At 70.9% G+C, this 24,632-nt stretch carries 20 protein-coding genes; 11 read left to right on the top strand and 9 right to left on the bottom strand.

Features of this window, described 5'->3' with window-relative positions; genetic code table 11:
• Positions 1-13: 13 nt before the first annotated feature.
• On the bottom strand, positions 14-1,003 hold the full coding sequence (locus I8920_RS11955; protein ID WP_198658744.1) for a LacI family DNA-binding transcriptional regulator: 990 nt from the start codon (positions 1,001-1,003) through the stop codon (positions 14-16).
• A gap of 226 nt (positions 1,004-1,229) precedes the next feature.
• Between I8920_RS11955 and I8920_RS11950 the strand changes: the two genes are divergently transcribed.
• The 4 genes from I8920_RS11950 (at position 1,230) to I8920_RS11935 (ending at position 6,495) form a co-directional block, all read left to right on the top strand.
• On the top strand, positions 1,230-2,165 hold the full coding sequence (locus tag I8920_RS11950) for a carbohydrate ABC transporter permease (RefSeq protein ID WP_198656549.1): 936 nt from the start codon (positions 1,230-1,232) through the stop codon (positions 2,163-2,165).
• Entirely contained in the window at positions 2,162-3,145 is a 984-nt protein-coding gene (locus I8920_RS11945) for a carbohydrate ABC transporter permease (RefSeq protein ID WP_198656548.1), read from the top strand. The genes I8920_RS11950 and I8920_RS11945 overlap by 4 nt, the downstream gene beginning before the upstream one ends.
• Before the next feature lie 98 nt (positions 3,146-3,243).
• Positions 3,244-4,578: an ABC transporter substrate-binding protein gene (locus I8920_RS11940; RefSeq protein WP_198656547.1), complete on the top strand. Its 1,335-nt coding sequence runs from the start codon at positions 3,244-3,246 to the stop codon at positions 4,576-4,578.
• A gap of 87 nt (positions 4,579-4,665) precedes the next feature.
• On the top strand, positions 4,666-6,495 hold the full coding sequence (locus I8920_RS11935) for a glycoside hydrolase family 35 protein (protein ID WP_198656546.1): 1,830 nt from the start codon (positions 4,666-4,668) through the stop codon (positions 6,493-6,495).
• An 85-nt stretch (positions 6,496-6,580) separates the two neighbouring features.
• Here the strand turns inward: I8920_RS11935 and I8920_RS11930 are convergent, their stop codons facing one another.
• On the bottom strand, positions 6,581-6,913 hold the full coding sequence (locus tag I8920_RS11930; RefSeq protein ID WP_198656545.1) for a biopolymer transporter Tol: 333 nt from the start codon (positions 6,911-6,913) through the stop codon (positions 6,581-6,583).
• A gap of 44 nt (positions 6,914-6,957) precedes the next feature.
• Between I8920_RS11930 and I8920_RS11925 the strand changes: the two genes are divergently transcribed.
• Entirely contained in the window at positions 6,958-8,031 is a 1,074-nt protein-coding gene (locus I8920_RS11925; RefSeq protein WP_232832728.1) for a spore photoproduct lyase family protein, read from the top strand.
• A 66-nt stretch (positions 8,032-8,097) separates the two neighbouring features.
• Here I8920_RS11925 and I8920_RS11920 read toward each other — a convergent pair whose 3' ends face one another.
• The 3 genes from I8920_RS11920 to I8920_RS11910 form a co-directional block, all read right to left on the bottom strand.
• Positions 8,098-8,274 carry a CsbD family protein gene (locus I8920_RS11920; RefSeq protein WP_198656544.1) on the bottom strand — a complete coding sequence of 59 codons (177 nt, stop codon included), beginning with the start codon at positions 8,272-8,274 and terminating at the stop codon, positions 8,098-8,100.
• A gap of 118 nt (positions 8,275-8,392) precedes the next feature.
• Positions 8,393-9,493 carry an SDR family oxidoreductase gene (locus tag I8920_RS11915; RefSeq protein ID WP_198656543.1) on the bottom strand — a complete coding sequence of 367 codons (1,101 nt, stop codon included), beginning with the start codon at positions 9,491-9,493 and terminating at the stop codon, positions 8,393-8,395.
• Between the two features lie 37 nt (positions 9,494-9,530).
• Positions 9,531-9,929 (bottom strand): DUF3253 domain-containing protein, encoded by a 399-nt coding sequence (locus tag I8920_RS11910; protein WP_198656542.1) that lies wholly within the window; start codon positions 9,927-9,929, stop codon positions 9,531-9,533.
• 81 nt (positions 9,930-10,010) lie between these two features.
• Between I8920_RS11910 and I8920_RS11905 the strand changes: the two genes are divergently transcribed.
• A complete protein-coding gene (locus I8920_RS11905) occupies positions 10,011-11,348 on the top strand; it encodes an alpha-amylase family glycosyl hydrolase (RefSeq protein WP_232832727.1) in 1,338 nt (445 codons plus the stop codon).
• Positions 11,349-11,420: 72 nt separating this feature from the next.
• On the opposite strand, the gene mmsB is transcribed toward I8920_RS11905, so the two are convergent.
• The 3 genes from mmsB to chvE form a co-directional block, all read right to left on the bottom strand.
• The gene (gene mmsB / locus I8920_RS11900; protein WP_198656541.1) at positions 11,421-12,602 is read right to left on the bottom strand and encodes a multiple monosaccharide ABC transporter permease; all 1,182 of its coding nucleotides are present in this window, start codon (positions 12,600-12,602) and stop codon (positions 11,421-11,423) included.
• The gene (gene mmsA, locus I8920_RS11895) at positions 12,589-14,139 is read right to left on the bottom strand and encodes a multiple monosaccharide ABC transporter ATP-binding protein (RefSeq protein ID WP_198656540.1); all 1,551 of its coding nucleotides are present in this window, start codon (positions 14,137-14,139) and stop codon (positions 12,589-12,591) included. The genes mmsB and mmsA overlap by 14 nt, the downstream gene beginning before the upstream one ends.
• Positions 14,140-14,243: 104 nt before the next feature.
• Positions 14,244-15,377, bottom strand: coding sequence for a multiple monosaccharide ABC transporter substrate-binding protein (chvE, locus tag I8920_RS11890; RefSeq protein WP_198656539.1), 1,134 nt, complete (start codon positions 15,375-15,377; stop codon positions 14,244-14,246).
• Positions 15,378-15,558: 181 nt separating this feature from the next.
• On the opposite strand from chvE, the gene I8920_RS11885 reads away from it, so the two are divergent.
• On the top strand, positions 15,559-16,608 hold the full coding sequence (locus I8920_RS11885) for a LacI family DNA-binding transcriptional regulator (RefSeq protein ID WP_198656538.1): 1,050 nt from the start codon (positions 15,559-15,561) through the stop codon (positions 16,606-16,608).
• Between the two features lie 198 nt (positions 16,609-16,806).
• Here the strand turns inward: I8920_RS11885 and I8920_RS11880 are convergent, their stop codons facing one another.
• Positions 16,807-18,816 carry a glycoside hydrolase family 127 protein gene (locus tag I8920_RS11880; RefSeq protein WP_198656537.1) on the bottom strand — a complete coding sequence of 670 codons (2,010 nt, stop codon included), beginning with the start codon at positions 18,814-18,816 and terminating at the stop codon, positions 16,807-16,809.
• Positions 18,817-18,989: 173 nt separating this feature from the next.
• Between I8920_RS11880 and I8920_RS11875 the strand changes: the two genes are divergently transcribed.
• The 4 genes from I8920_RS11875 (at position 18,990) to araA (ending at position 24,622) form a co-directional block, all read left to right on the top strand.
• Positions 18,990-19,988, top strand: coding sequence for a LacI family DNA-binding transcriptional regulator (locus I8920_RS11875; protein WP_198656536.1), 999 nt, complete (start codon positions 18,990-18,992; stop codon positions 19,986-19,988).
• A 691-nt stretch (positions 19,989-20,679) separates the two neighbouring features.
• Positions 20,680-22,383 carry a xylulokinase gene (locus tag I8920_RS11870; RefSeq protein ID WP_198656535.1) on the top strand — a complete coding sequence of 568 codons (1,704 nt, stop codon included), beginning with the start codon at positions 20,680-20,682 and terminating at the stop codon, positions 22,381-22,383.
• On the top strand, positions 22,380-23,090 hold the full coding sequence (locus I8920_RS11865; protein WP_198656534.1) for an L-ribulose-5-phosphate 4-epimerase: 711 nt from the start codon (positions 22,380-22,382) through the stop codon (positions 23,088-23,090). Before I8920_RS11870 ends, I8920_RS11865 begins: the two co-directional genes overlap by 4 nt.
• Entirely contained in the window at positions 23,087-24,622 is a 1,536-nt protein-coding gene (araA, locus tag I8920_RS11860) for an L-arabinose isomerase (RefSeq protein WP_198656533.1), read from the top strand. The genes I8920_RS11865 and araA overlap by 4 nt, the downstream gene beginning before the upstream one ends.
• Positions 24,623-24,632 lie beyond the last annotated feature (10 nt).

Raw genomic sequence — 24,632 nt, 5'->3', positions numbered from 1 at the left:
GCGCCGCGCCGCCTCAGCGCGCGGGCGGCGGCGCCGTGCTCGCGCGCTCGACCAGGCGCACCGGCACGAGGTCGGTCGTGGTGCGGACCGGGGAGCCCTCGATCTGGTCGAGCAGGTTGGCGACCGCGCGCCGACCGACCTCGTCGAACGACTGGTGCACGGTCGTGAGCGGCGGCCAGAACGAGTCGGACTCGGGGGAGTCGTCGAAGCCCACGACGCTCAGCGACGACGGCACCGGGCGTCCGGACTCGTGTGCGGCGCGGAGGACCCCGAGCGCCGTCTGGTCGTTCGCGGCGAACACGGCGGTGACCTCCGGCCGGGCGGCGATCTCCAGGCCGGCGTCGTAGCCGTGCTCCGTCGTCCACCCGCCGTGGAACACCGGCGGCACGACCCGTCCCGCCCGCTCGAGGGTGTCCTGCCACGCGGCGAGCCGCCGGGCGGCGGAGTACGACGACTCGGGCCCGGCGACGTGCCAGACGGTCTCGTGCCCGAGGTCGAGCAGGTGCTGCGTGGCCTGGCGGGCGCCGTCGGCCTGGTCGGTGTCGATCGCCGGGTGCTCGGTGGTGCCGGTCGAGTCGACGACGACCATCGGGACGCCGTCGGGGAGCGCGACCTCGGCGGTGTCGATGATGTGCGACTCGATGATGATGACGACCCCGTCGACGGCCTGCTCGTCGAGGCGGGAGATCGCCGACCGGACGCCCTCCTCGGTGCGCGAGGCCATCGGCAGCAGGGTGATCGTGAAGTCGGCGGCTCCGGCGGCGTCGGCGATCGCCTCGAGCGTGCGCATGTTGCCGAACGACGCGAGCGTGAACATGACCACGCCGATGGTCCGGAAGCGCCCGGACCGCAGGGCCCGCGCAGCACGGTTCGGCCGGTAGCCCATGTCGTCCATCGCGCGCTGGACCCGGTCGCGGGTGTCCGGGCTGACGTTGTCGAAGCCGCGGGCGACGCGGGACACGGTCTGCATCGAGACGCCGGCGGCATCGGCCACGGCAGCCATCGACGGCGCACGACGCGGTGCGGTCAGATCGGTTGACAACGCTGTTCCCTCCGTTCGACTTCACCGAACGCTAGTGCATGTTGACGTTGCCATGCTACGGTGACGTCGTTCGATGTTGACGTCAACATCGACGTTTCCGGATCCGTGCCAGCGCAGGCAGGGCACGACCCGCGGGTGCTGTCAGGCGCCCGGTCCGGAACCCGAACGCAGCAGACAAGGGAGTCACATGAGCACGCTCGCAGCGCGTCCGGCCGAGGCGGCCCCCGCCTCGCGGCCGACCGCTCGCCGTCGGAAGCCCCGAGGGCGGTACACCGGCTGGCTCTTCGTCGGTCCCTTCGTCGTCGTGCTGATCGCGATGCTCATCGTGCCGATCGGCTACGCGCTCTGGCTCAGCCTGTTCCGCGACCAGCTCATCGGCGGCAACCAGTTCGTCTGGTTCGCCAACTACGTGCAGCTGTTCCAGGACGCCGAGTTCTGGGAGGGCCTGCTCCGCGTCACGCTGTTCCTCGTCGTGCAGGTGCCGATCATGCTCGGCCTGGCCCTCGTCGCCGCGCTGGCCCTGGACAGCGCCCGGCTCTGGGGCACGTCGTTCTTCCGCATCGCGGTCTTCCTGCCGTACGCCGTCCCCGGTGTCGTCGCCGCCCTCATCTGGGGCTTCATCTACGGCAACCAGTTCGGCCTGACCGGCGCCGCGAACGACGCGCTCGGCATCGACCTGCTGCAGCCGTTCAGCCCGACCTGGGTCCTCACGTCGATCGGCAACGTGGTCACGTGGGAGTTCCTCGGCTACAACATGCTGATCTTCTACGCGGCACTCCGCACCGTCCCCGGCGAGCTGTACGAGGCCGCCGAGCTCGACGGCGCCGGTCCGATGCGCACCGTGTTCTCGATCAAGCTCCCCGCCCTGCGCGGCCCGATGGTCATCGCGACGATCTTCTCGATCATCGGCAGCTTCCAGCTCTTCAACGAGCCGAACCTGCTCAAGACGCTCGCCCCGAACGTCATCGGCAGCGCCTTCACCCCGAACATGTACGCCTACTCGCTGTCCTTCAGCGGTCAGCAGTTCAACTACTCCGCCACCGTCGCCATCGTCATGGGTGTCATCACCGCCGTGATCGCGTACGTCGTCCAGGTCCGCGGAACCCGCCAGGAGAACCGATGAGCACCCTGCAGCACCCCGCCGCCGGCCCCACCGGGCCGGCCACCGGCACCGAGGCGACCACGACCCAGCGCGATCCGCGCGACCGCGCGAGCCGAGCCTCCCGGTCGGCCCGGACCCGCAAGCCGGTCGACGGACGCAAGGTCAAGCGCTCCGGCCTGCTGACCGCGGTCATGGTCGTCTTCGTCGTGTACTCGTTCGCGCCGCTGTTCTACCTGCTCGTGAACAGCACGAAGACGCAGGCGTCCCTGCTGTCCACCTTCGGCCTGTGGTTCGGCGGGGAGTTCACGCTCTGGCAGAACATCGTCGACACGCTGACCTACAACGACGGCATCTTCGTGCAGTGGCTCGGCAACACGCTGCTCTACGTGGTCGTCGGAGCCGGCGGCGCCACCCTGCTCGCCACGATCGCGGGCTACGGCATGGCGAAGTTCCAGTTCCCCGGCCGTCGCGCGGTGTTCGCCGTCGTGCTCGGTGCGATCGCCGTGCCCGGCACGGCCCTGGCGGTCCCGACGTTCCTGCTGTTCTCGCAGGCCGGGCTCACCAACACCCCCTGGGCGATCATCCTGCCCTCGCTCATCAGCCCGTTCGGCATGTACCTCATCTGGACCTACGCGGTCGACGCCATCCCCGCCGAGCTCCTCGAGGCCGCCCGCATGGACGGCGCCGGCGAGTTCCGCATCTTCTTCACCATCGCGCTCCGCCTGCTCGCGCCGGGTGTCGTCACGGTCCTGCTGTTCGCGGTCGTCGCCACCTGGAACAACTACTTCCTGCCGCTCATCATGCTGAGCGACCCGAAGTGGTACCCGCTCACCGTCGGCCTGAACCAGTGGAACGCGCAGGCCACCGGGTCCGGCGCGGAGCCGATCTACAACCTCGTCGTCACCGGTTCGCTCCTCACGATCATCCCGATCGTGGTCGCGTTCCTCTTCCTCCAGCGCTTCTGGCAGTCCGGCCTCGCGGCCGGGTCGGTCAAGGCGTGACCTGCGGACGGGAGGCACGGGGCGACCCCGCCACGCGCCTCCCGTCCGACACACGGCAGCACCACCACCCCCTCCACGAAGAAGTGAAAGGCACTCCCATGCACAAGCGTCTCCGGCGCGGGCTCAGCGCCCTCGCGATCGGCGTCACCGCCACGATCGCCCTCGCCGCCTGCGCCTCCGGTGGCTCGTCCGCCGGCGGATCGGCCGACGACATCGACAAGGCCCTCAAGGAGGGCGGCACCCTGACCTACTGGTCGTGGACCCCGTCCGCCAAGGCGCAGGTCGCGGCCTTCGAGGACCAGTACCCCAAGGTGAAGGTCAAGATCGTCAACGCCGGCACCGGCGCCGACCAGTACACCAAGCTGCAGAACACCATCAAGGCCGGCTCGGGTGCCCCCGACGTCGCCCAGGTCGAGTACTACGCCCTGCCGCAGTTCGCCCTGTCCGAGTCGCTGCTCGACCTGTCGGGCTACGGCTTCGACTCGCTCGAGAAGGACTTCGCGACGAGCACCTGGAACTCGGTCACCATCGACGACAAGGTCTACGGCCTGCCGCAGGACTCCGGCCCCATGGCGCTGTTCTACAACAAGAAGGTCTTCGACGAGCACGGCATCGAGGTGCCGAAGACGTGGGACGAGTACGTCACCGCCGCGAAGAAGCTGCACGAGGCCGACCCGGACGCCTACATCGCCGCGGACTCCGGCGACGCCGGCTTCACCACGAGCATGATCGCCCAGGCCGGTGGCACCCCGTTCACCACCGAGGGTGACAAGGTCACGATCGACCTGCAGGACGAGGGCTCGAAGAAGTGGACGAGCACCTGGGACGAGCTCGTCGAGCAGGGCCTGCTGTCGAAGACGGTCGGCTGGAGCGACGACTGGTACAAGCAGCTCGGCAACGGCCAGATCGCCACGCTGATCACCGGCGCCTGGATGCCCGGCAACCTCGAGGCGAGCGTCGCCGACGCGTCCGGTGACTGGCGCGTCGCCCCGATGCCGACCTACGACGGTGGCGCCGCGCAGACCGCGAACAACGGCGGCAGCGCCCAGGTCGTCATGGAGCAGTCGAAGAACAAGGCACTCGCCGCGGGCTTCCTCAAGTGGCTCAACTCGTCGAAGGAGTCGACGAAGGTCTTCATGGAGTCCGGCGGCTTCCCCTCCACCACCGCCGACCTCGAGTCGAGCGCGTTCCTGCAGGAGAAGCCGGAGTACTTCGGCGGCCAGCAGATCAACGAGGTGCTCGTCGACGCGTCGAAGTCCTCGGACAACGACTTCACCTACCTGCCGTACCAGGTGTACGCGAACAGCGTCTACGCCGACACCGTCGGTCAGGCGTACGAGAACGGCACCTCGCTCGACGCCGGTCTCGAGGCCTGGCAGAAGGCCCTCGTGAAGTACGGCGAGGACCAGGGCTTCACGGTCACGTCGAAGTAGTTCCCGGTACCCCCGCGGGGCCGTGCGGACACCTCCGCACGGCCCCGCTCCACGCCCGGCTCCGGCCGGCAACGAGAAGGTCACACCATGCGCTTCGCCATCGGCGACACCGACTTCCTGCTCGACGGTGAGCCGCACCGGATCCTGTCCGGCGCGATCCACTACTTCCGCGTGCACCCCGACCTGTGGGCCGACCGGATCCGCAAGGCCAAGCTCATGGGCCTCAACACCATCGAGACCTACGTCGCCTGGAACGCGCACGCGCCGTCGCCCGACGTCTTCGACCTGACCGGCGGCTTGGACCTCGGCCGGTTCCTCGACCTGGTCGCGGCCGAGGGCATGCACGCCATCGTCCGACCCGGCCCCTACATCTGTGCCGAGTGGACCAACGGCGGCCTGCCGTACTGGCTCTTCGCCGACGGCACCGTGGGTGTCCGGCGCAACGAGCCGGGGTTCCTCGCCGCGGTTACCTCGTACTTGCAGGCGTTGGCGCCGGTTCTGGTCCCGCGGCAGATCGACCACGGCGGACCCATCGTGCTCGTGCAGGTCGAGAACGAGTACGGCGCCTACGGCTCCGATCCGGAGTACCTGCGGGAGCTCGAGGCGATGCACCGGTCGATCGGGCTCACCGTCCCGTTCACGAGCGTCGACCAGCCGATGGGCACGATGCTCGAGGACGGCTCCCTGCCCTCGCTGCACAAGACCGGCTCGTTCGGGTCGCGCTCCACCGAACGCCTCGCCCGCCTGCGCCAGGCGCAGCCGACGGGTCCGCTCATGTGCTCGGAGTTCTGGGACGGCTGGTTCGACAGCTGGGGCGAGCACCACCACACCACCCCTGCGGCTGCCTCGGCGTCGGACCTCGACGACCTGCTCGCGGCCGGAGGGTCGGTGAACATCTACATGTTCCACGGCGGCACGAACTTCGGCTTCACGAACGGCGCGAACGACAAGGGCGTCTACCGGCCGATCGCGACGTCGTACGACTACGACGCCCCGCTCGACGAGGCCGGCCGCCCGACGGAGAAGTTCCACGCGTTCCGCTCGGTGATCGCGCGCTACGCGCCCGTCCCGCCGCTGCCCGCGTCGATGGAGCCGGGTGGGTCCGGTCGACTCGCGTCCGGTGCGACGGACGGGGTCGGCCTGGAGGCCCGGATCGCCACCGCCACGGACCTTGCCGTCCGTCTGGACCGCGTCGCGTCGCTCCGCTCCCTGCTGCCCACGCTGACGACGTGGACGGCGCACGACGAGCCGCCGACCTTCGACGCGCTCGGGGCCGCGAGCGGCTTCGTCGTCCACCGCGCCGAGGTCGACCTGCCCACCGGCGGGGTGCTGACCGTCGGCACCGAGGTGCGCGACCGCGCGATCGTGGCCGTCGACGGCGTCGTCGTCGGGGTCCTGGAGCGCGAGCACCACGACCGCGCCATCGCCCTGCCGCCCGTGACCGGCACGCTCGAGCTGCTCGTCGAGGACCAGGGTCGCGTCGACTACGGCGTCCGCATCGGTGAACCGAAGGGCCTGATCGGGGGCGTGTCGATCGACGGCGCTCCGGTCGCCCGCTGGACGGCGTCCCCGCTCGCGCTCGACCCGATCGCCCCGGCGGCCGTGCGGGCGCTGGCCGAGGTCGCTTCCACCGGCGGTGACGTGCTCGCGGGTCCGACGTTCGCCGCGGGGACGTTCGACCTCGACTCGGCGGACGACCGGTACCTGTCCCTCGACGGCTTCCGCAAGGGGGTCGCCTGGGTCAACGGGTTCTGCCTCGGCCGGTACTGGTCACGCGGGCCGCAGCGGACCCTGGCGATCCCGGGGCCGGTGCTGCGTGCCGGGCGGAACGAGCTCGTCGTGCTGGAGCTGCACGCGTCGGCGTCCCGGACGGCGCACCTGCTCGTCGAGCCCGACCTGGGCCACACCGAGGCGTAGCTGGGGCGGAGCGCTCGGCCGCTGCGGTTCGGCGCCGACTGAGCAGAAGACGTCGAGCGCGCCCCACCCACCCGACGTCTTCTGCTCACTCGGTGTGCTGCGGGGCCGGCGTCGAGACCTCGTCGAGGCCGTCGAGCTCGGCCAGGGCGCGCTCGGCGTCGGCGATCCGGTCGGCCTCGGGGCGGGTCCACCACTCCGGACCCCGTTCGCCGAGGCCGTGCTTGGCGAGACCGTTGCGGTGTCGCGCGGCCTCGAGGGCAGCGTCGTCGCCCGCACGCTTCGCCTGCTTGACGGCGTTGCGACCGCGGCCCAGGTGGGAGCGGAGGGCGGCCGCTAGGTCCTCGGGCAGCGCCGGGTCGGTGCGGCGCCAGCGTCGTCCGTCCACGACGAAGAAGTGGTCGTCGGGCTCTGCGGTCATGCCCCGAGTCTGCACCGTCGGTGGTCACCGGTAGACAGGTGTCGATGAGCAACGCACGTGTCCGCCCGATGCTCGACGTCCACCGCATCTACGCCGAGCCCGCCGCCCTCGAGCTGCAGCGCGGGCAGGAGATCGTCGGGCGCTGGCCCGACGCCGAGATCGTCCCGGTCGACTCGCACTGGAACATCCCCGAGGTGCACGGCGACGAACGCAACGTGCAGCGCTGGGTCCGGATCAAGACCGAGGCGCTCGTGCTCGGGGTGAAGAAGTCGCTCGTCACCCGACCGAACGGCCGCTCCGCCGACTTCATCGCCCCGTCGACGGCGAACGGGTGCGCGATGGCCTGCGCCTACTGCTACGTGCCCCGGCGCAAGGGCTACAGCAACCCGGTCACCGTGTTCGCCAACATCGACCAGATCACGAAGCACGTGGCTCGGAACATCGCGAAGCAGGGGCCGAAGACCGAACCGAACCAGTGCGACCCGGAGTCCTGGGTCTACGACATCGGCGAGAACAGCGACTGCTCGGTCGACGCGATGATCAGCGACAACGTGCGCGACCTCTGCGACCTGTTCCGGATGACCCCGACGGCCAAGGCCTCGTTCGCGACGAAGTACGTCAACCGCGACCTGCTCGACTGGGACCCGATGGGCCGCACGCGCATCCGCTTCTCGCTCATGCCGCACGAGACCGCCAAGGTCACCGACATCCGCACCAGCCCGATCGCCGAGCGGATCGCCGCGGTGAACGACTTCGTCGACGCCGGGTACGAGGTCCACCTCAACTTCTCGCCGGTCATCCTCACGCCCACGTGGGAGTCCGACTGGGCCGAGCTGCTGCGCCAGGTCGACGACGTGCTGTCCCCGGCCGCCAAGGCGCAGCTCGCGGCCGAGGTGATCTTCCTCACCCACAACCAGCCGCTGCACGAGGTCAACCTCGGGTGGCACCCCAAGGCCGAGGACCTGCTGTGGCGGCCGGACCTGCAGGAGCAGAAGGTGTCGCAGAACGGTGCCGTCAACGTGCGCTACCGGTCCGGGATGAAGGGGCAGCTCGTCGAGCGCTTCCGTGAGCTCGTGGCCGAACACCTGCCGAGCTGCCGCATCCGGTACGCGTTCTGACACGGCGCTCCACGACGCGGAACGGCCCCGACGCGTGTCCGCGTCGGGGCCGTTCCGCAGGTCGACCTACTTGCCGTCGAGGGCGTCCTTCGCCTTCTCCTTGTCGAGGCGTCCCTCGCCCATGACCTGGTCCTTCTGGCCCTGGTGCGTGAGCTCGGCGTCGTCCGTGTGCTTGCCGACGGTCTCCTCGGCCTTGCCGGCGACCTTCTGCGTGACGTCCTTGGCCTTGTCTCCGAGCGACATGGTGTCTTCCTTCCTCCGGGAACCGCCGAGGGCTCCCGGCGTGTGTGCCCACGAGACAACCACGCGGGTCGTCGACGCTCGCGGCCGGGTCCGAGGAACCACGTACCCCGGTCGCCCGCTAGGGGACCAGGCGGTCCGCGCGGTACCGGGCGAACAGGTCGGCGAAGGCCCGCTCGGTGCGTCGGAAGGCCGTGAACCCGGCCTCGCGGCTCTTGCCCATGTCGGTGACGACCTCCATCGCGCGGCCCAGATCGGCGTCGGTGTGCCACCACGAGGCGAGCCGCGTGATGTCCGGCTCGACCAGCCCGTGCCGTTCGGCGATGCCGGCCCACGCGGACTCGTACGGGGCCATCTGCTGCTCGAGCGGACGGGGCGCGTCCTGGTACCCGACCACCCGCGCCGGGTCGACGCCGAGGTGTGCCGCCAGGCGCGGCCACATCCAGCGCCAGCGGAAGACGTCGCCGTTGACGATGTTGAACGGCTCGTCCGCTCCCTCGGGTGACGTCGCGGCCCACACCATGTGCTCGGCGAGGATCCCGGCGTCGGTCATGTCGGTCAGGCCGTTCCACTGCGCCTCGCTGCCCGGGAACACGAAGTCCAGGTCGAGCTCCTTCGCCAGCGTGGCCTGCACGGCGATCGTGAGGCCCATGTTCATGGCGTTGCCGACCGCGTGGCCGATCACGGTGTGCGAGCGGTGCACGGACCAGGTGAACCCCTGGCGCTCGGCGGCGGCGACGAGCTCGTCCTCCTGGGCGTAGTAGAAGTTCGGGGTGTCGAGCCGCGGCTCCTCCTCGTGGAAGGGCGTGTCGGGCATCTCGCCGGCGGCGTACGCCTCGAACGGGCCGAGGTAGTGCTTGAGCCCGGTGACGAGGGCGACGTGGTCCAGCGGCGCCGGGGCGAGTGCGGCGAGCAGGTCACGCACCATGCCGCCGTTGACGCGGATGTTCTCGGCCTCGGTCTCCTGGCGCTGCCACGCCGTGAAGAAGACGTGCGTGGGGCGTTCGTCGGCGAGTGCCGTCGCCACGCCCTCCGGGTCGCGGAGGTCTGCCGCGACGGTGCGGACCCCCTGCTGTGCGAGCGGTCGACGGGACAGTGCGGTCACGTCCCAGCCGAGGTCGAGCAGGTGGGTCACCAGCGCGGAGCCGGTGATGCCGCTGGCTCCCACGACCAGGGCTTCGCGGCGGGCAGGGGTCGATGGGGTCGATCCGGTGGAGGTCATCCGTGGCTGCAACCGACGATGCGCGACAGGTGTTCCCTCACCGCGGACGGCGGATGCGGATCGGCCCCTTCGCCGTCGACGGGTCGACCACGGACCCACCCTGGGTGATCTCGACCTCGCCCCGGGCCACCATGCGCCGCGCGGCTCGCCTTGTCGGTTCCATCAGGGGTCGCCAGTCGTCGGGGGCGATCGAGCGGGCCACCTCGGACGGGCAGATGCTCGAAGTCCGCGCCCGGGCGGCGAGCAACTCGTCGATCCGCTGCTCGAGTGCCCGGTCGGTGTCGTCCAGGCCGTGCTTGCGGCAGGCACCGGAGCACCACTTCGCCTCGGGTGCCGCCGACGACGGCATCCGCCGTCCGCACGAGGCGCAGGTGCGTTCCGCGTGCGCCGACTCCGACGCCGTCGCGTCCGCCTGCGTCCTGATCGCCCGTCCCATGTGTCCATCCTGGTCCTGCCGACCACGGCCGTCCCCAGGTCGGCGGCGCGCGGCCCAGGTCCGACTGGCAGCATCGGGGTGGTGAACCCCGACACCGCCCCCGCCCGTCCGTCCGAGCCCGCCTGGGTCGAGCACGTCATGTGGTGGCACGTCTACCCGCTCGGCTTCGTCGGCGCCGAGGTCCGGCCGGCCACCCCGGTGGGGGAGCGCCCGGTCGAGCACCGCCTCGACCGTCTGACCGGCTGGCTCGACCACGTGGTCGACCTCGGCCTGAACGGCCTGCTGCTCGGTCCGGTGTTCGCCAGCTCGTCGCACGGCTACGACACGGTCGACCACTTCCGGATCGACCCGCGACTCGGCGACGACGCCGACTTCGACGCCCTGGTGGCCGCCGCGCACGAGCGTGGCGTGCGGGTGCTGCTCGACGGCGTGTTCAACCACGTCGGCCGCGAGCACCCCGCGTTCCGGGCGCTCGCGGAGCAGGGTCCCGACGCACCCACCGCCGACCTGTTCTCGATCGACTGGTCCGGGTGGCAGCCGGGGCAGCCCGTGCCCGTCGGGCTGTTCGAGGGGCACGACATCCTCGTCGCGCTCGACCACGACAGCCGGGCGACCGAGGACCTGGTGGTCGAGGTGATGACGCACTGGCTGGCCAGAGGGGTCGACGGCTGGCGGCTCGACGCGGCGTACGCGGTGGCGCCGGCGTTCTGGGCGCGGGTCCTGCCACGGGTGCGCGAACGGTTCCCGGAGGCCTGGTTCAGCGGCGAGGTCATCCACGGCGACGCGGCGGCGATCGCGCAGGAGTCGACGATGGACTCGCTGACCCAGTACGAGCTGTGGCAGGGCATCTGGCACGGCATCGCCGACCGGAACGGCCACGAACTCGCGCACGCCATCGAGCGGCACGACGCCCTGCTCGCCACCTTCGCCCCGACCACCTTCGTCGGGAACCACGACGTCACCCGCATCGCGAGCGCGGTGGGGGAGCGGTTCGCCGGTCACGCCGCCGCCGTGCTGTTCACCGTGGCGGGCACGCCCGTGGTCTACGCCGGCGATGAGTACGGCTGGACCGCGGTGAAGGAGGAACGCGAGGGCGGCGACGACGCGGTCCGTCCGGAGTTCCCGGCCGAGCCGCCGGCACCGACGGACCTGACCCACGTGTACGAGGCCCTCGTCGCCCTGCGCCGCCGGAACCCCTGGCTGCACCGGGCGCACACCGACGTCGTGCACCTGACCAACGCCGCCGTGGTCCTGCGCACCGCGACGGCAGACGCCGCCGTGGTGACCGCCCTGAACCTGTCGGACGACCCCGTCGAGGTGCCCGCGGCCGACGCGACGCAGGTGGAGGCGGGCGGGGCCGATCTCGGGGACGGGACCGTGCGCCTCCCGGCCGGGGGTTGGGCCGTCCTGTCCCGCTGAAACGCGAAAGCGACAGAAGTGCACGGCTGTTCCGTGCACTTCTGTCGCTTCGGCGGGGGTGACTCCGACGCGTTACTTGCGCGCGGACGCCGCCCGGCGCTTGTTGAACACGTCGAACGCGACGGCGGCGAGCAGCACCAGGCCCTTGATCAGGGACTGGAACTCGGTGCCGACACCGAGGATCGACATGCCGTTGTTCAGGATGCCGATGATGAGACCACCGATGATGGCGCCCGGCACGGTGCCGATACCGCCGGTGACGGCCGCACCACCGATGAACACCGCGGCGATGGCGTCGAGCTCGAACCCGTTGCCCGCGCTCGGCGAGGCCAGGTTGAGCTGGCCGGTGAAGACCACGCCGGCCAGCGCCGAGATGACGCCCATGTTGACGAACAGCAGGAACGTCACGCGCTTCGTCTTCACACCGGACAGCTGCGCGGCCAGGGCGTTGCCACCGATCGCGTAGATGTGGCGGCCGAACACGGCGCTCCGCATGATCACCGAGTACACGACGACGAGCAGGCCGAGGATGACGAGCACGATCGGGGTGCCGTTGTAGCTGGCGAGCAGCAGCGCGACGTAGATGACGAGCGCGACGCCGAACGCGAGCTTGACGATGAACCAGACGAACGGCTCGCTCTCGAGCTGGTACTTGCGACGGGTCGCACGGCCACGGAAGGCGACGCCGACCATGATGGCCGCCGCGGCGATGCCGAGGATCATCGTGAGCGGCTCGTAGCCCGAGGTACCGAACGAGGGCAGGAAGCCGGAGCCGAGCGAGCGGAACCCGTCCGGGAACGGCGAGATCTGCTGGTTCTGCAGGGCGATCTGCGCGGCACCGCGGAAGGCGAGCATGCCGGCCAGGGTCACGATGAACGCCGGGATCCCGAAGTAGGCGATCCAGAAGCCCTGCCAGGCGCCGACCAGGGCGCCGAGGACCAGGCAGAGGACCACCGCGACGGGCCAGGGCAGACCCCACTGCGTGATCATCACGCCGGCCATGGCGCCGGTGAAGGCGACGACCGACCCGACGGACAGGTCGATGTGCCCGGCGATGATGACCATCACCATGCCGATGGCGAGGATCAGGATGTAGCTGTTCTGGACGACCAGGTTCGTGACGTTGATCGGTGCCAGCGTGATGCCGCTCGTCGTCACCTGGAAGAAGATGACGATGACGATCAGCGCGATGAACAGGCCGATCTGTCGGAGCTGCCCGGTGAGGTAGCCGGCGGCGGACTTAAGCGCGTTCATTGACAGGGGTCTCCCGTTCCTGGGTCATGTACTGCATGAGGACCTCGGGTGTGGCCTCGGAGCGGGGCACATCAGCCGTGATGGTGCCCTCGGAGAGCGTGTAGATGCGGTCACAGATGCCGAGCAGTTCGGGAAGCTCGGAGGAGATCACGATGATCGCCTTCCCCTGGTCGGCGAGCTGGTTGATGATCGTGTAGATCTCGTACTTCGCGCCGACGTCGATGCCGCGGGTGGGTTCGTCGAGGATGAGCACGTCGGGGTCGGCGTACATCCACTTCGACAGCACGACCTTCTGCTGGTTGCCGCCGGACAGCTTGCCGGTCAGCACGTCGACGTTCGGGGCCTTGATGTTGAGGTCCCGCAGGAACTTGCCGGCGACGGTCGTCTCGTGGGACGCGTTCACGAAGCCCCACTTGGCGAGCTTGCCGAGCGCCGAGCCGGACACGTTCCGCTTGATGTCGTCGATCAGGTTCAGGCCGTAGCGCTTGCGGTCCTCGGTGACGTAGGCGATGCCGTTGTCGATGGCCTGCGTCACCGTGTTCGTCTTGATCGGGGTGCCCCGCTTGTAGACGGTGCCGCTGATGCCGGTGCCGTACGACTGCCCGAACACGCTCATCGCGAGCTCGGTGCGTCCGGCACCCATGAGTCCCGCGATGCCGACGATCTCGCCGGCACGGACGGTCAGGTTCGCCTGGTGGATGATCTCGCGCGAGGCGTCGAGCGGGTGGTGGACGGTCCAGTCCTCGATCCGCAGGAGCTCCTCGCCGACCTTCGACTCGTGCTCCGGGTAGCGCGTGGACAGGTCGCGACCGACCATGCCGCGGATGATGCGGTCCTCGGAGACGTCGTCGGCGTGCATGTCGAGGGTCTCGATCGTCTTGCCGTCGCGGATGATCGTGACCTTGTCCGCGATCGCCTTGATCTCGTTGAGCTTGTGGCTGATGATGATCGCCGTCATGCCCTCGGCCTGCAGCGAGCGGATGAGCTCGAGCAGGTGCGCGGAGTCGTCGTCGTTCAGCGCGGCGGTGGGCTCGTCGAGGATGAGGAGCTTCACCTGCTTCGACAGCGCCTTCGCGATCTCGACGAGCTGCTGCTTGCCGACACCGATGTCCACGATCTTGGTGACCGGGTTGTCCTTGAGCCCGACGCGCTGCAGGAGCTCGGCGGCGGCGAGGTTCGTCTTGTTCCAGTCGATGAAGCCGCCCGTGGAGCGCTCGTTGCCGAGGAAGATGTTCTCGGCGATCGACAGGAACGGGCTGAGCGCCAGCTCCTGGTGGATGATGACGACACCGGCTGCCTCGGAGTCGTTGATGTCCGAGAACCGGACGGGCTGGCCGTCGAGCAGGATCTCGCCCTCGAAGGAGCCGGCCGGGTAGACGCCCGACAGCACCTTCATGAGCGTCGACTTGCCGGCGCCGTTCTCACCGCAGATCGCGTGGACCTGGCCACGCTCGACCTCGATGGAGACCCCCTGGAGCGCCTTGACGCCGGGGAACGTCTTGGTGATGTCACGCATCTCGAGGATGGTGTCCGTCACGTCGACCGCCTTCCGTAGTGCGCGCCAGGGCGCGCAGGTGGGGACGGACGGGAGGCGCGGTGCGGTCCGGCACCGCGCCTCCTGTCCGACAGATGGGTTGCGACCTACTTCAGGTCGGCGTCGGTGTAGTAGCCCGAGTCGACGAGGACCTTCTGGTAGTTGTCCTTCGTGACCACGGTGGGCTGGAAGAGGAAGGTGGGGACGACCTTGACCTTGTTGTCGTAGGTCTCGGTGTCGTTCACCTCCGGCTCCTTGCCGGCGAGCAGGTCCTCGGCCATCTGCGCCGACTTCTCGGCGAGCTGGCGGGTGTCCTTGTAGATCGTCGAGTACTGCTGACCCTTGATGATCGACTTGACGCTGGCCGCCTCGGCGTCCTGCCCGGTGATGACCGGGAGCGGACGGCTGTCGGTGCCGTAGCCGGCGCCCTGCAGTGCCGAGATGATGCCGATGGACATGCCGTCGTAGGGCGAGAGCACGCCGTCGAGCTTCGTGCCGCCGGAGTACGACTTGGCGACGAGGTTCTGCATGCGGGCCTTGGCGGTCGCCGGGTCCCACTGCTGCGTGGCGGCCTGGGTGAAGCCGTCCTGGCCGGAGCCGATCGTGATCGTGCCGTCCTCGATGTAGGGCTTGAGGGTCTTCATCGCGCCGTTGAAGAAGAACGTGGCGTTGTTGTCGTCGGGCGAACCGGCGAACACCTCGATGTTGAACGGACCCTTCTCGTCGGTCTTCTCGCCCTTGTCGTCGAGCACGCCGAGGCCGGTGAGCAGGCTGTTCGCCTGGTCGACGCCGACCTTCTCGTTGTCGAACGACACGTAGTAGTCGACGTTCTTGTTGCCGGTGAGCAGGCGGTCGTACGAGATCACCTTGATGCCGGCCTTGGCGGCGGCGTCGAGCTGGTCGGACAGCGAACCACCGTCGATCGACGCGACGATCAGGACCTTCGCGCCCTTCGTGATCATGTTGCTGACCTGCTGGACCTGCTGCGGGATCTTGTTGTCCGCGTACTCGAGGTCGACCTTGTAGCCGGCCTTCTCGAGGTCGCTCTTGACGGCGTCGCCGTCCTTGATCCACCGCTCGGAGACCTTGGTCGGCATCGCGACGCCGACGAGGGCGCCCTTGTTGGCGCCGCCGCCGTCACCGCCGCCCTCGGTGGATGCACGGCCACCGGCCGAGCACGCTGCCAGGGAGAACGCGATGCCGAGGGCCGCGACCCCCGCGATGATCCTGCGCTTCATCATCGAAGTACCTCTGTTTCCTCTCGCGTCGTCCTCGACGCGCTCGGGTGCCGGGGCTGCTGTGCCCCGCGGGATGCGCTCGTGTGAGCGCTCACATACTGCGGGTTCCGTACCGGGGTGTCAACTCGCGTACCCGAACCGCGGTCGTGTCGCGTCGGCGGGGCCGGGCGGTACGGTTGGCGACGTGACCACCACGACCGCCCCCGGGGGCAAGGGCGGCAAGCGCCGGAAGGCGCCGACGATCTTCGACGTCGCCGAACGGGCCGGCGTGTCCCACCAGACCGTGTCGCGGGTGATCAACGGCGACCCGACGGTGCGGGAGCAGTTCCGCAGCCAGGTCGCCGACGCCGTCACCGCGCTGGGGTACCGGCCCCGCGCCGCCGCCCGGGCGCTCGCCGGTGGTCGGAGCCGCGCGCTCGGGATCATCACCGCGGGCGACGCCCTGTACGGGCCGTCGAGCACCGCGATCGGGTTCGAGCGGGCCGCGCGGTCGGCCGGGTACCACGTGCTGCTCTCCACCCTGCCGGAGGAGCCGACGCCGTCCGACCTGTCCGGCGCGTTGACGACACTGCTCGCGCAGGACGTCGCCGCGATCGTCCTGGTCGCCGCCGACAACCGGGTGCTCGACGCCCTGGCCTCGCTCACCGTGCCGGTCACGGTGCCCGTCGTGGTGGCGAACGCCGTGCAGCGGGACGCCGCCCGGGCCCCGGTCGCGCCGAGCGTCGCAGCCGTCGCGATCGACCAGGCGGCGGGCACCTCGCTCGTGATGCAGCACCTGTTCGACTCCGGGCACCGACGCATCGTGCACATCGCCGGGCCGCACGTGTCGCAGGAGTCCGAGGTGCGCCGTGCCACCTACGTGCGGATCATGCAGGACGCCGGGCTCGAGCCGGTCGTGCTCGAGGGCGACTGGACCCCCGCGAGCGGGTTCGCGGCCGCACGGCACATCGACGTGACGACGGTCGACGCGGTGTTCGCCGGCAACGACCAGATGGCGCTCGGGGTGCTGCACGCCTTCGCCGACGAGGGGCTGCGCGTCCCCGACGACATCGCGGTGGTGGGGTTCGACGACGTCCCCGAGGCCGCGCACTTCACCCCGCCGTTGACCACGGTGCGGCAGGACTTCCGGGCGATGGGGGAGCGGGTGCTCGACGCCGTGCGGGCGCTGGTCGAGGGGGAGCCCCGCGACGAGACCCTGCTCGCGCCCGAGCTCGTGGTGCGCCGGAGCGCGTAGCGCCGCGCGGACGCCGGTCGTGGCTGACGCGCGCGGCCGAAGGGGCACGACGCGCCGCCTGCCAGTCGCCGAGGTCGCACGTCCTGTCGCCCCGGACGCCCGCGGCCGACGGTTCGTGCGACCTCGACGGACGTGAGCGGGGTGTCCTGCGACCTGACCGAACCTCCCGGCCGTCGACTCGCCTCAGCGCGACGCCGGCTAACGCGCCAGCGGCAACCAGACCCGCATCGGCGCCGCACCCCGGTTCGCCCACGCGTAGTACGGCACGGCGACCGCCGTCACGGGTGACGCAGCCTCCGCACCCGCGCCGGACCGGAGGCCCGTGGCCGCCCTGCCGGAGCCGGCCACGTCGTCGACGCTGGTCGCGTGCACGGCGGGAGCCGCGCCTTCCTCCCGGGTTGCCTCGAGCCGTCGGTACGGCCACGCCGGCTGCTCGTGTGCCGACGGGGCGAACCCGGGCACGCGCAGCGTGACGACGCCGTCGAGCAGGTCGTCGCGGCGTTCCTCGGTGATCGTCGCGGTCGCGTCGACCGTCAGGTCGTCGACCGTGAAGCCCTGCTGGTCTGCCTGCTCCACAGCGTACACCAGGGGACCGCGCTCGATGGCGACCTGCCCGCGGGCCGCGTCGATGCGGGCGTCGGCGACGTACCGGTGCGGCGTCGTGTCGAAGACGAGCTCGACCGTGTCGCCCGCCGACCACTCGCGGTCGACGACGTGCAGCGTGCCCGCCGCAGGGTTCGCGGACCCGTCCGGTCCCGTGACGGTCGTGGTGTCCGACCACGCCGGGATCCGCAGGCCCAGGGCGAGCGGCCCGTCCTCGGTCACGGTGACCACGACGCGACCGTCGTGCGGGTAGTCGGTCTCGACCCGCACCGGGCCGAGGTCGGCGGTGGCGTACTGGTGGACCTGCAGCCCGCCGTCGGTCGCGGTGGCCAGGTACCCGTCGAGGCTCGCGAACGTCCGCATGATGTTCGGCGGGCAGCAGGCGCAGTCGAACCAGCCTCGGCGGCCGTGCGCGGGGGAGCGGTTCTCGTCCTGGTGCGCGTGATCACGCTGCTGCAGCGGGTTGACGTAGAAGTACTCGGTGCCCGCCAGGCTCACGCCCGCGAGGAACGCGTTGTACAGCAGGCGCTCGATCGCGTCGGCGTAGCCGGGCTCGCCGGTCGCGAGGAGCAGGCGCCAGGCCCACTGCACCCCGCCGATGGCCGCACAGGTCTCGGCGTAGCCGCGGTCGGTCGGCAGCTCGTACGGGTCGCCGAAGGCCTCCCAGTCCCAGCGCGCCCCGAGGCCCCCGGTGATGAACGCCTTCGTCGCCATCATGTCGGCGAACTGGCGCTCGCTCGCGGCCAGGAGCTCGGTGTCGCCGGTCTCGATCGCCACGTCGACCGCACCCGCGGCCAGGTAGACCGCGCGGACGGCGTGCCCCTCGACGGTGGTGGCCTGCCGGGCCGGCACCCGGTCGGAGAAGTACGTCGGCTCGCCACCCGCGCGCTCGATGATGCCGTGCCCGCGGGCGTCGACGAACCAGTGCGCCAGGTCGAGGTAGGCGCGGGTCCCCGTCTCGCGGTACAGCTCCACCAGACCCATCTCGACGACGGGGTGCCCGTCGATGTCCTGCGTCCGGTCGGCACCGGGGCCGAACGTGCGGACCAGGTGGTCGGCGTTCCGGACCGCGACGTCGAGCAGTCCGGTGTCACCGGTGGCACGGTGCTGCGCGACGGCCGCCTGGTACAGGTGCCCGGCGCAGTACATCTCGTGGCTCCACTTGAGGTCCGTGTAGCGCTCGCCGCCACCGCGCACCTGCTGCACGGAGTCGAGGTACCCGTCGTCCGCCTGCGCCTGCGCGACCAGGGCGGTGACCTCGCGCTGCAGGTCGAGCAGGTCCTGCGCCGGGGCGCGGCCGTACTCCCAGGCCACGGCCTCGAGCCACTTCGTCACGTCGGAGTCCATGAAGATCGGGCCGACGGCCTCGCCCTCCTCGACCCCCGCGGCGATGCGGAGGTTCCGGAAGTTGCCGGCCGCGTCGAGCTGCTGGTAGCCGCTGCGGACGGCGTCGCGACCGTTGCGCTCCTGCCGCAGCGCCCAGAACCCGCCCGTGATCCGGGCGTCGCCGGCCGGCAGCGGGCGGAGCGCCAGGTGCGCCTCGGCGGTCGGCAGGACCGGCGTCGCGGTGCGCGCCCCGCGGTCGGTCGCGAGCGTGGTGGTCATGTCGCCTCCTTGCGATGTGACGGCGCCGCCTCCGACGCCGGACCCGGTGGGCCGCGCTGCGGAAAACGGTTTCTGCACTGACGGTACGACACGGCCAGGAGGCGCGCAAGGGCTCCGTCGCACCGGTTCCGTAGGATCGTGGTCACTTCTCGATCACCGGAAAGGGGTTTGCCGTGACCCTGGAGCGCACCGGGCAGCCCGTCCGGATCACCGACGTCGCGGCGCTCGCCGGGGTGTCGATCGGCACCGCGTCGAAGGCGCTCAACGGGACGGGGCAGCTCCGGGACTCGACCCGGCAGCGGGTGAAGGACGCCGCCGAGCGCCTCGGGTTCGTCGGCGACGCTCGGGCCCGCGCCCTGTCGTCCGGCCGGACCTACACGGTCGGCATGATCACCACCGACTCGTTCGGCCGGTTCTCGATCCCGGTGCTGCTCGGTGCCGAGGACGCCCTGTCCGCCGGGCAGATGGCCGTGCTGCTGTGCGACACCCGCGACGACCACGTGCGTGAGGCCCACTACCTGCGCTCCCTGGCGGCCCGCGGGGTCGACGGCATCATCGTGACGGGCCGCTCCGCCGACGCCCGGCCGCCGATCGACGTGTCGATCCCGGTCGTCTACGCGTTCACCCCCTCGACCTCGGCGCAGGACGTCTCCGTCACGCTCGACGACGCCGCGGGCTCGGCGGCGGTGGCGTCGCACGTGCTGTCGCTCGGGCGGTCGCGGGTGGCGATCGTGACCGGTCCGGCCCGGGCTCGGTCCGCGGTCCGACGGGTCGAGGGCGCCACGGCCGTGCTCGGGAGCCGGTTGGTCGGCGAACCGCTGTACGGCGAGTGGTCCGAGCGGTGGGGACGACAGGCCGTGGACGTGCTGACGCGGCAGTCGCTCGACGTCGACGCGATCGTGTGCGGCAGCGACCAGATCGCGCGGGGTGTGTGTGATCGGTTGCGGGAGCTCGGTCGCACGGTCCCCGGGGACGTCGCGGTGACCGGGTTCGACGACTGGGACGTGATGGCGCTGGCGAGCCGGCCGCCGTTGACCACTGTCGACCTGCGGCTCGAGGAGCTCGGGCGTGTGGCGGGGCAGGCGCTGCTCGCGCTCATCGACGGCGGGACGGCTTCGTCGGCGTCGGTCACCCCGTCGCTCGTCATCCGCGAGAGCACCGTCGGCGCGTAGCGCGCGGTGTCGGCGGGTGCCGGTGGCGGTGCGTCTGCTCCCGAGCGGTCACGACTCCCCGCCACCAGCGGCCGAGCGGTCACGACTCGTCGCTCGGCGCACCCCCAGCCGACAGGTCCTGACCGCTCGACGGTGCGGCAGCGGGGCGTCGTGACCGTCCGGGGTGCGGTCGTTGGGCGTGTCGTGGTGCGGAGGATCGGGACTCGCGAGGGTGTGTGGCGTCGGGTGGTCGGGACTCGCGCGGGTGTGGGGCGTCGGGTGGTCGGGACTCGCGCGGGTGTGGGGCGCCCGGCGGTCGATCCATGTCGTCACTCTCTTCCGTCGAGCGGTCACGACCTGCCGTGGGTGGGGCGTCGAGTGGTCGGGACTCGCGCGGGTGCGGGCGTCGGGTGGGCGGGACTCGCGCGGGTGTGGGGCGCCCGGCGGCCGATCGACGTCGTCACTCTCATCCGTCGAGCGGTCACGACCTGCCGTGGGTGGGACGTCGAGTGGTCGGGAACGGTCGACTGCGGATGTACCGGACGACGGTTGGTGACCGGTCGGGGGAAGTGAGCGGGGTGTTCCGACCGCTGGGGGAGGCGGGCGGACGAGTGGGACGCGCGGCCCCCGGCGCGCCGCACGTTGCACGTGTGAGCGCTCACGTGCCAGGATGTGAGCGCTCACTGAGGACGACGAGGTTCTGGAGGAACGCATGGGCGACGACCGCCGACAGCAGGTCGTGGACGGCCGCACCACGCTCGGGATCGAGCTCGGCTCCACCCGCATCAAGGCCTGCTTGGTGGACGAGGCCCTCGTGCCGATCGCCGCCGGCTCACACGAGTGGGAGAACGAGTTCGTCGACGGCCGCTGGACCTACTCGCTCGAGGCCGTCGAGACCGGACTCCGTGCCGCGTACGCCGCCCTCGTGGCCGACGTCGAGTCGCAGTACGGCGTCCGCCCGACCACCTTCCGGGCGGCGGGCGTCAGCGCGATGATGCACGGCTACCTGGCGTTCGACGCGTCGGGCGAGCTGCTCGTGCCGTTCCGCACGTGGCGCAACACCTCGACGGGTCCCGCGGCCGAACGGCTCAGCGAGGCCCTCGGGTTCAACATCCCGCTCCGCTGGTCGATCGCGCACCTGTACCAGGCGGTCCTCGACGACGAGCCGCACGTGGCCGAGCTCGCCGGCGTCACGACGCTCGCGGGGTACGTGCACCGACGCCTCACCGGTCGGGACGTGCTCGGTGTGGGCGATGCCTCCGGGGTGTTCCCGATCGAGGGCGGCCCCGTCGACAGCGGCCCCGGCGACCCGGGCACCAAGGACTTCGACCACGCCATGCTCGCCACCGCCCAGGACCTGATCGGGCTGCCGGACCTGCGGTCCCTGCTGCCCGAGGTCCTCGTCGCGGGTGCCGACGCCGGTGCGCTGACGCCCGAGGGTGCGGCCTGGCTCGACCCGACCGGCACGCTCGAACCCGGCGTCCCGCTCTGCCCGCCCGAGGGCGACGCCGGCACCGGCATGGTCGCGACGAACGCCGTCGCCCCGCGCACCGGCAACGTGAGCGTCGGCACGAGCATCTTCGCGATGGTCGTGCTCGAGCAGCCGCTCACCACCGCGCACGAGGAACTCGACGTCGTCACCACCCCGGCCGGCGACGCCGTGGCGATGGTGCACTGCAACAACGGCGCGAGCGAGATCGCGAGCTGGGCCCGCGTGTTCGGGCGGTTCGCCGAGGCCTCGAGTGCGCGATCGGGCACGGCCGCGATCGGCATCGACGACGTGTACGCCACCCTGCTCGCCGAGGCCGTCGCGGACGACACCGACCCCGACGCCGGTGGCCTGCTGTCCTTCAACTACCTGGCCGGCGAACCCGTCACCCGCGTCGAGGACGGCCGACCCCTGCTGCTCCGCACCCCCGGCGCACGGTTCACGCTCGGCAACCTGGTGCGCTCCGAGGTGCACGGCGCCTTCGCGACCCTGGCCATCGGCATGGACGTCCTGCACGGCGAACAGGTGCAGGTCGACCGGATGACCGCGCACGGTGGGCTCTTCCGCACGCCGGGTGCCCCGCAGCGGCTGCTCGCGGCGGCCCTGCGCGTGCCGATCGCGCTCGAGGAGACCGCGGGCGAGGGCGGCGCGTGGGGGATCGCCGTGCTGGCCGCGTACCTCGAGCACACCGACCAGCAGCTCGCCGACTACCTGTCGGACACCGTGTTCGGCGGGGACGCCGTGCACGTGGCCGAACCCGAGCCGACGGACGTCGCCGGGTTCCAGACGTACCTGGAGCGCTACCGGGCCGCTCTGCCCGTGCAGGACGTCGCCGCGGCGGCGACCCGCCCCAGCGCGACCACCGGACCGACCGAGCAGACCGACGGCGCCGACCCGCGCCTCCAGACAGAGGAAGTGACCCGATGACGGACGCGATCGACGAGACCACCCGCCAGGCTGTGGCGGCGACGCGGGAGCGCGTCGCACGCCTGCACGGCGAGCTCGTCCGCTACGGCCTGGTGATCTGGACCGGCGGCAACGTCTCCGAGCGCGTGCCCGGCACGGACCTGTTCGTCATCAAGCCGAGCGGCGTGTCCAGCGACGACCTGACGCCGGAGAACCAGGTCGTGTGCACCCTCGACGGGGTCCCCGCCGAAGGCTGGGGCAACGAGCACGGCCCGTCCTCCGACACGGCCGCGCACGCCTACGTGTACCGGAACATGCCCGAGGTCGGCGGCGTCGTGCACACCCACTCGACCTACGCGACGGCCTGGGCCGCACGCGCCGAGGAGATCCCCTGCGTCATCACGGCGATGGCGGACGAGTTCGGCGGACCGATCCCGGTCGGCCCGTTCGCGATCATCGGCGACGACTCGATCGGCCACGGCATCGTCGAGACGCTGAGCGGCCACCGCAGCCGCGCGGTCCTCATGCAGAACCACGGCGTGTTCACGATCGGCAAGGACGCGAAGGACGCCGTCAAGGCCGCCGTGATGTGCGAGGACGTCGCGCGCACCGTGCACATCGCCAAGCAGGGCGGCGAGGTCGTCCCGATCGCCCCCGAGAACATCGATCGACTGTTCGATCGCTACCAGAACGTCTACGGACAGAACCCCGAAGGAGCCATGCGATGACGCAGGAGACCACCGTCGACCCCCAGGCCACACTCGACGGCCACGAGGTCTGGTTCCTCACCGGCTCCCAGGGCCTCTACGGCGAGGAGACCCTGCGCCAGGTCGAGGAGCAGAGCAGGGCGGTCCACGCGGAACTCGCCGGGCACCTGCCGGTGAAGCTCGTGTGGAAGCCCGTCCTCAAGGACGCCGACGGCATCCGTCGTGCCCTCATCGAGGCGAGCGCCGACGACAAGGTCATCGGTGTGACCACGTGGATGCACACGTTCAGCCCGGCCAAGATGTGGATCGGCGGGCTCACCGCGCTGACGAAGCCGCTGCTGCACCTGCACACGCAGGCGAACGTCGCGCTGCCCTGGGCGGACATCGACTTCGACTTCATGAACCTCAACCAGGCCGCGCACGGCGACCGCGAGTTCGGGTACATGCTCGCCCGCCTCGGCGTCCGGCACGCCACGGCGATCGGGCACGTGTCCGATCCCCGGGTGCAGCAGCGCGTCGCCGACTGGACCCGTGCCGCCGCCGGCGCCGCGGCCGTCCGTGAGCTGAAGCTGACCCGCTTCGGTGACAACATGCGCTACGTCGCCGTCACCGAGGGCGACAAGACCGAGGCCGAGATCGAGCTCGGCGTGCAGGTCAACACGTGGGCGGTCAACGAGCTCGCGGCAGCGGTGGACGCCGCAGCAGCGGACACGGCAGCGGTCGACGCGCTCGTGGCGACGTACGAGCGCGACTACGACGTGGACCCGTCGCTCCGCAGCGACGGCGGCGAGCGGCACACCGCGCTCCGCGACGGCGCCGCCATCGAGCTCGGCCTCCGCACGCTCCTGCAGCAGAACGGCAGCGCCGCGTTCACCACGAACTTCGAGGACCTCGGCACGCTCAAGCATCTGCCCGGCCTGGCGGTCCAGCGCCTGATGGCCGACGGCTACGGCTTCGGTGCCGAGGGTGACTGGAAGACCGCCGTCCTGGTCCGCGCGATGGCCGTCGCCGGCGCGGGGCTGCCCGGTGGTGCCTCCCTGATGGAGGACTACACGTACGACCTCACCCCGGGTGCCGAGAAGATCCTCGGCGCGCACATGCTCGAGGTCTCGCCGACGCTCACGTCGACGAAGCCGACGCTCGAGATCCACCCGCTCGGCATCGGCGGCAAGGACGACCCGGTCCGCCTGGTCTTCACGGCCGACGCCGGCGAGGCCGTGGTGGTCGCGCTGTCCGACACCCGCGACGGCTTCCGCCTCACCGCGAACGTCGTCGACGTCGTGCCGCCGACCGAGGCCCTGCCGAAGCTGCCCGTGGGTCGCGCGGTCTGGGAGCCGCGTCCGTCGTTCCCGGTCGCCGCGGAGGCCTGGCTCACCGCCGGTGCCGCCCACCACACCGTCATGACGACCGCGGTCGGCCTGCAGGTCGTCGAGGACTTCGCGACGATGGTCGGCACGGAGTTCCTGGTCATCGACGAGCACACCACCTCCCGCGGCTTCCGCGACGAGCTGCGTCTCCAGCAGACGTGGCACCGTCTCGACCGCGGCTTCTAGGGGAGTCAGG

It is taken from the genome of Curtobacterium sp. YC1 (assembly GCF_016267665.1).
Taxonomy (GTDB): domain Bacteria; phylum Actinomycetota; class Actinomycetes; order Actinomycetales; family Microbacteriaceae; genus Curtobacterium.
The sequence above is the reverse complement of the archived record's forward strand: the minus strand, read 5'-3'. Positions and strand labels throughout refer to the sequence as shown.

Coding starts and splice junctions, on each gene's coding strand:
- I8920_RS11930 (WP_198656545.1), bottom strand. CDS start 6,913: ATGACCGCAGAGCCCGACGACCACTTCTTCGTCGTGGACGGACGACGC.
- I8920_RS11945 (WP_198656548.1), top strand. CDS start 2,162: ATGAGCACCCTGCAGCACCCCGCCGCCGGCCCCACCGGGCCGGCCACC.
- chvE (WP_198656539.1), bottom strand. CDS start 15,377: ATGATGAAGCGCAGGATCATCGCGGGGGTCGCGGCCCTCGGCATCGCG.
- I8920_RS11935 (WP_198656546.1), top strand. CDS start 4,666: ATGCGCTTCGCCATCGGCGACACCGACTTCCTGCTCGACGGTGAGCCG.
- I8920_RS11910 (WP_198656542.1), bottom strand. CDS start 9,929: ATGGGACGGGCGATCAGGACGCAGGCGGACGCGACGGCGTCGGAGTCG.
- I8920_RS11865 (WP_198656534.1), top strand. CDS start 22,380: ATGACGGACGCGATCGACGAGACCACCCGCCAGGCTGTGGCGGCGACG.
- I8920_RS11880 (WP_198656537.1), bottom strand. CDS start 18,816: ATGACCACCACGCTCGCGACCGACCGCGGGGCGCGCACCGCGACGCCG.
- I8920_RS11870 (WP_198656535.1), top strand. CDS start 20,680: ATGGGCGACGACCGCCGACAGCAGGTCGTGGACGGCCGCACCACGCTC.
- I8920_RS11950 (WP_198656549.1), top strand. CDS start 1,230: ATGAGCACGCTCGCAGCGCGTCCGGCCGAGGCGGCCCCCGCCTCGCGG.
- I8920_RS11915 (WP_198656543.1), bottom strand. CDS start 9,493: ATGACCTCCACCGGATCGACCCCATCGACCCCTGCCCGCCGCGAAGCC.
- araA (WP_198656533.1), top strand. CDS start 23,087: ATGACGCAGGAGACCACCGTCGACCCCCAGGCCACACTCGACGGCCAC.
- mmsB (WP_198656541.1), bottom strand. CDS start 12,602: ATGAACGCGCTTAAGTCCGCCGCCGGCTACCTCACCGGGCAGCTCCGA.
- I8920_RS11925 (WP_232832728.1), top strand. CDS start 6,958: ATGAGCAACGCACGTGTCCGCCCGATGCTCGACGTCCACCGCATCTAC.
- I8920_RS11940 (WP_198656547.1), top strand. CDS start 3,244: ATGCACAAGCGTCTCCGGCGCGGGCTCAGCGCCCTCGCGATCGGCGTC.
- I8920_RS11955 (WP_198658744.1), bottom strand. CDS start 1,003: ATGGCTGCCGTGGCCGATGCCGCCGGCGTCTCGATGCAGACCGTGTCC.
- I8920_RS11920 (WP_198656544.1), bottom strand. CDS start 8,274: ATGTCGCTCGGAGACAAGGCCAAGGACGTCACGCAGAAGGTCGCCGGC.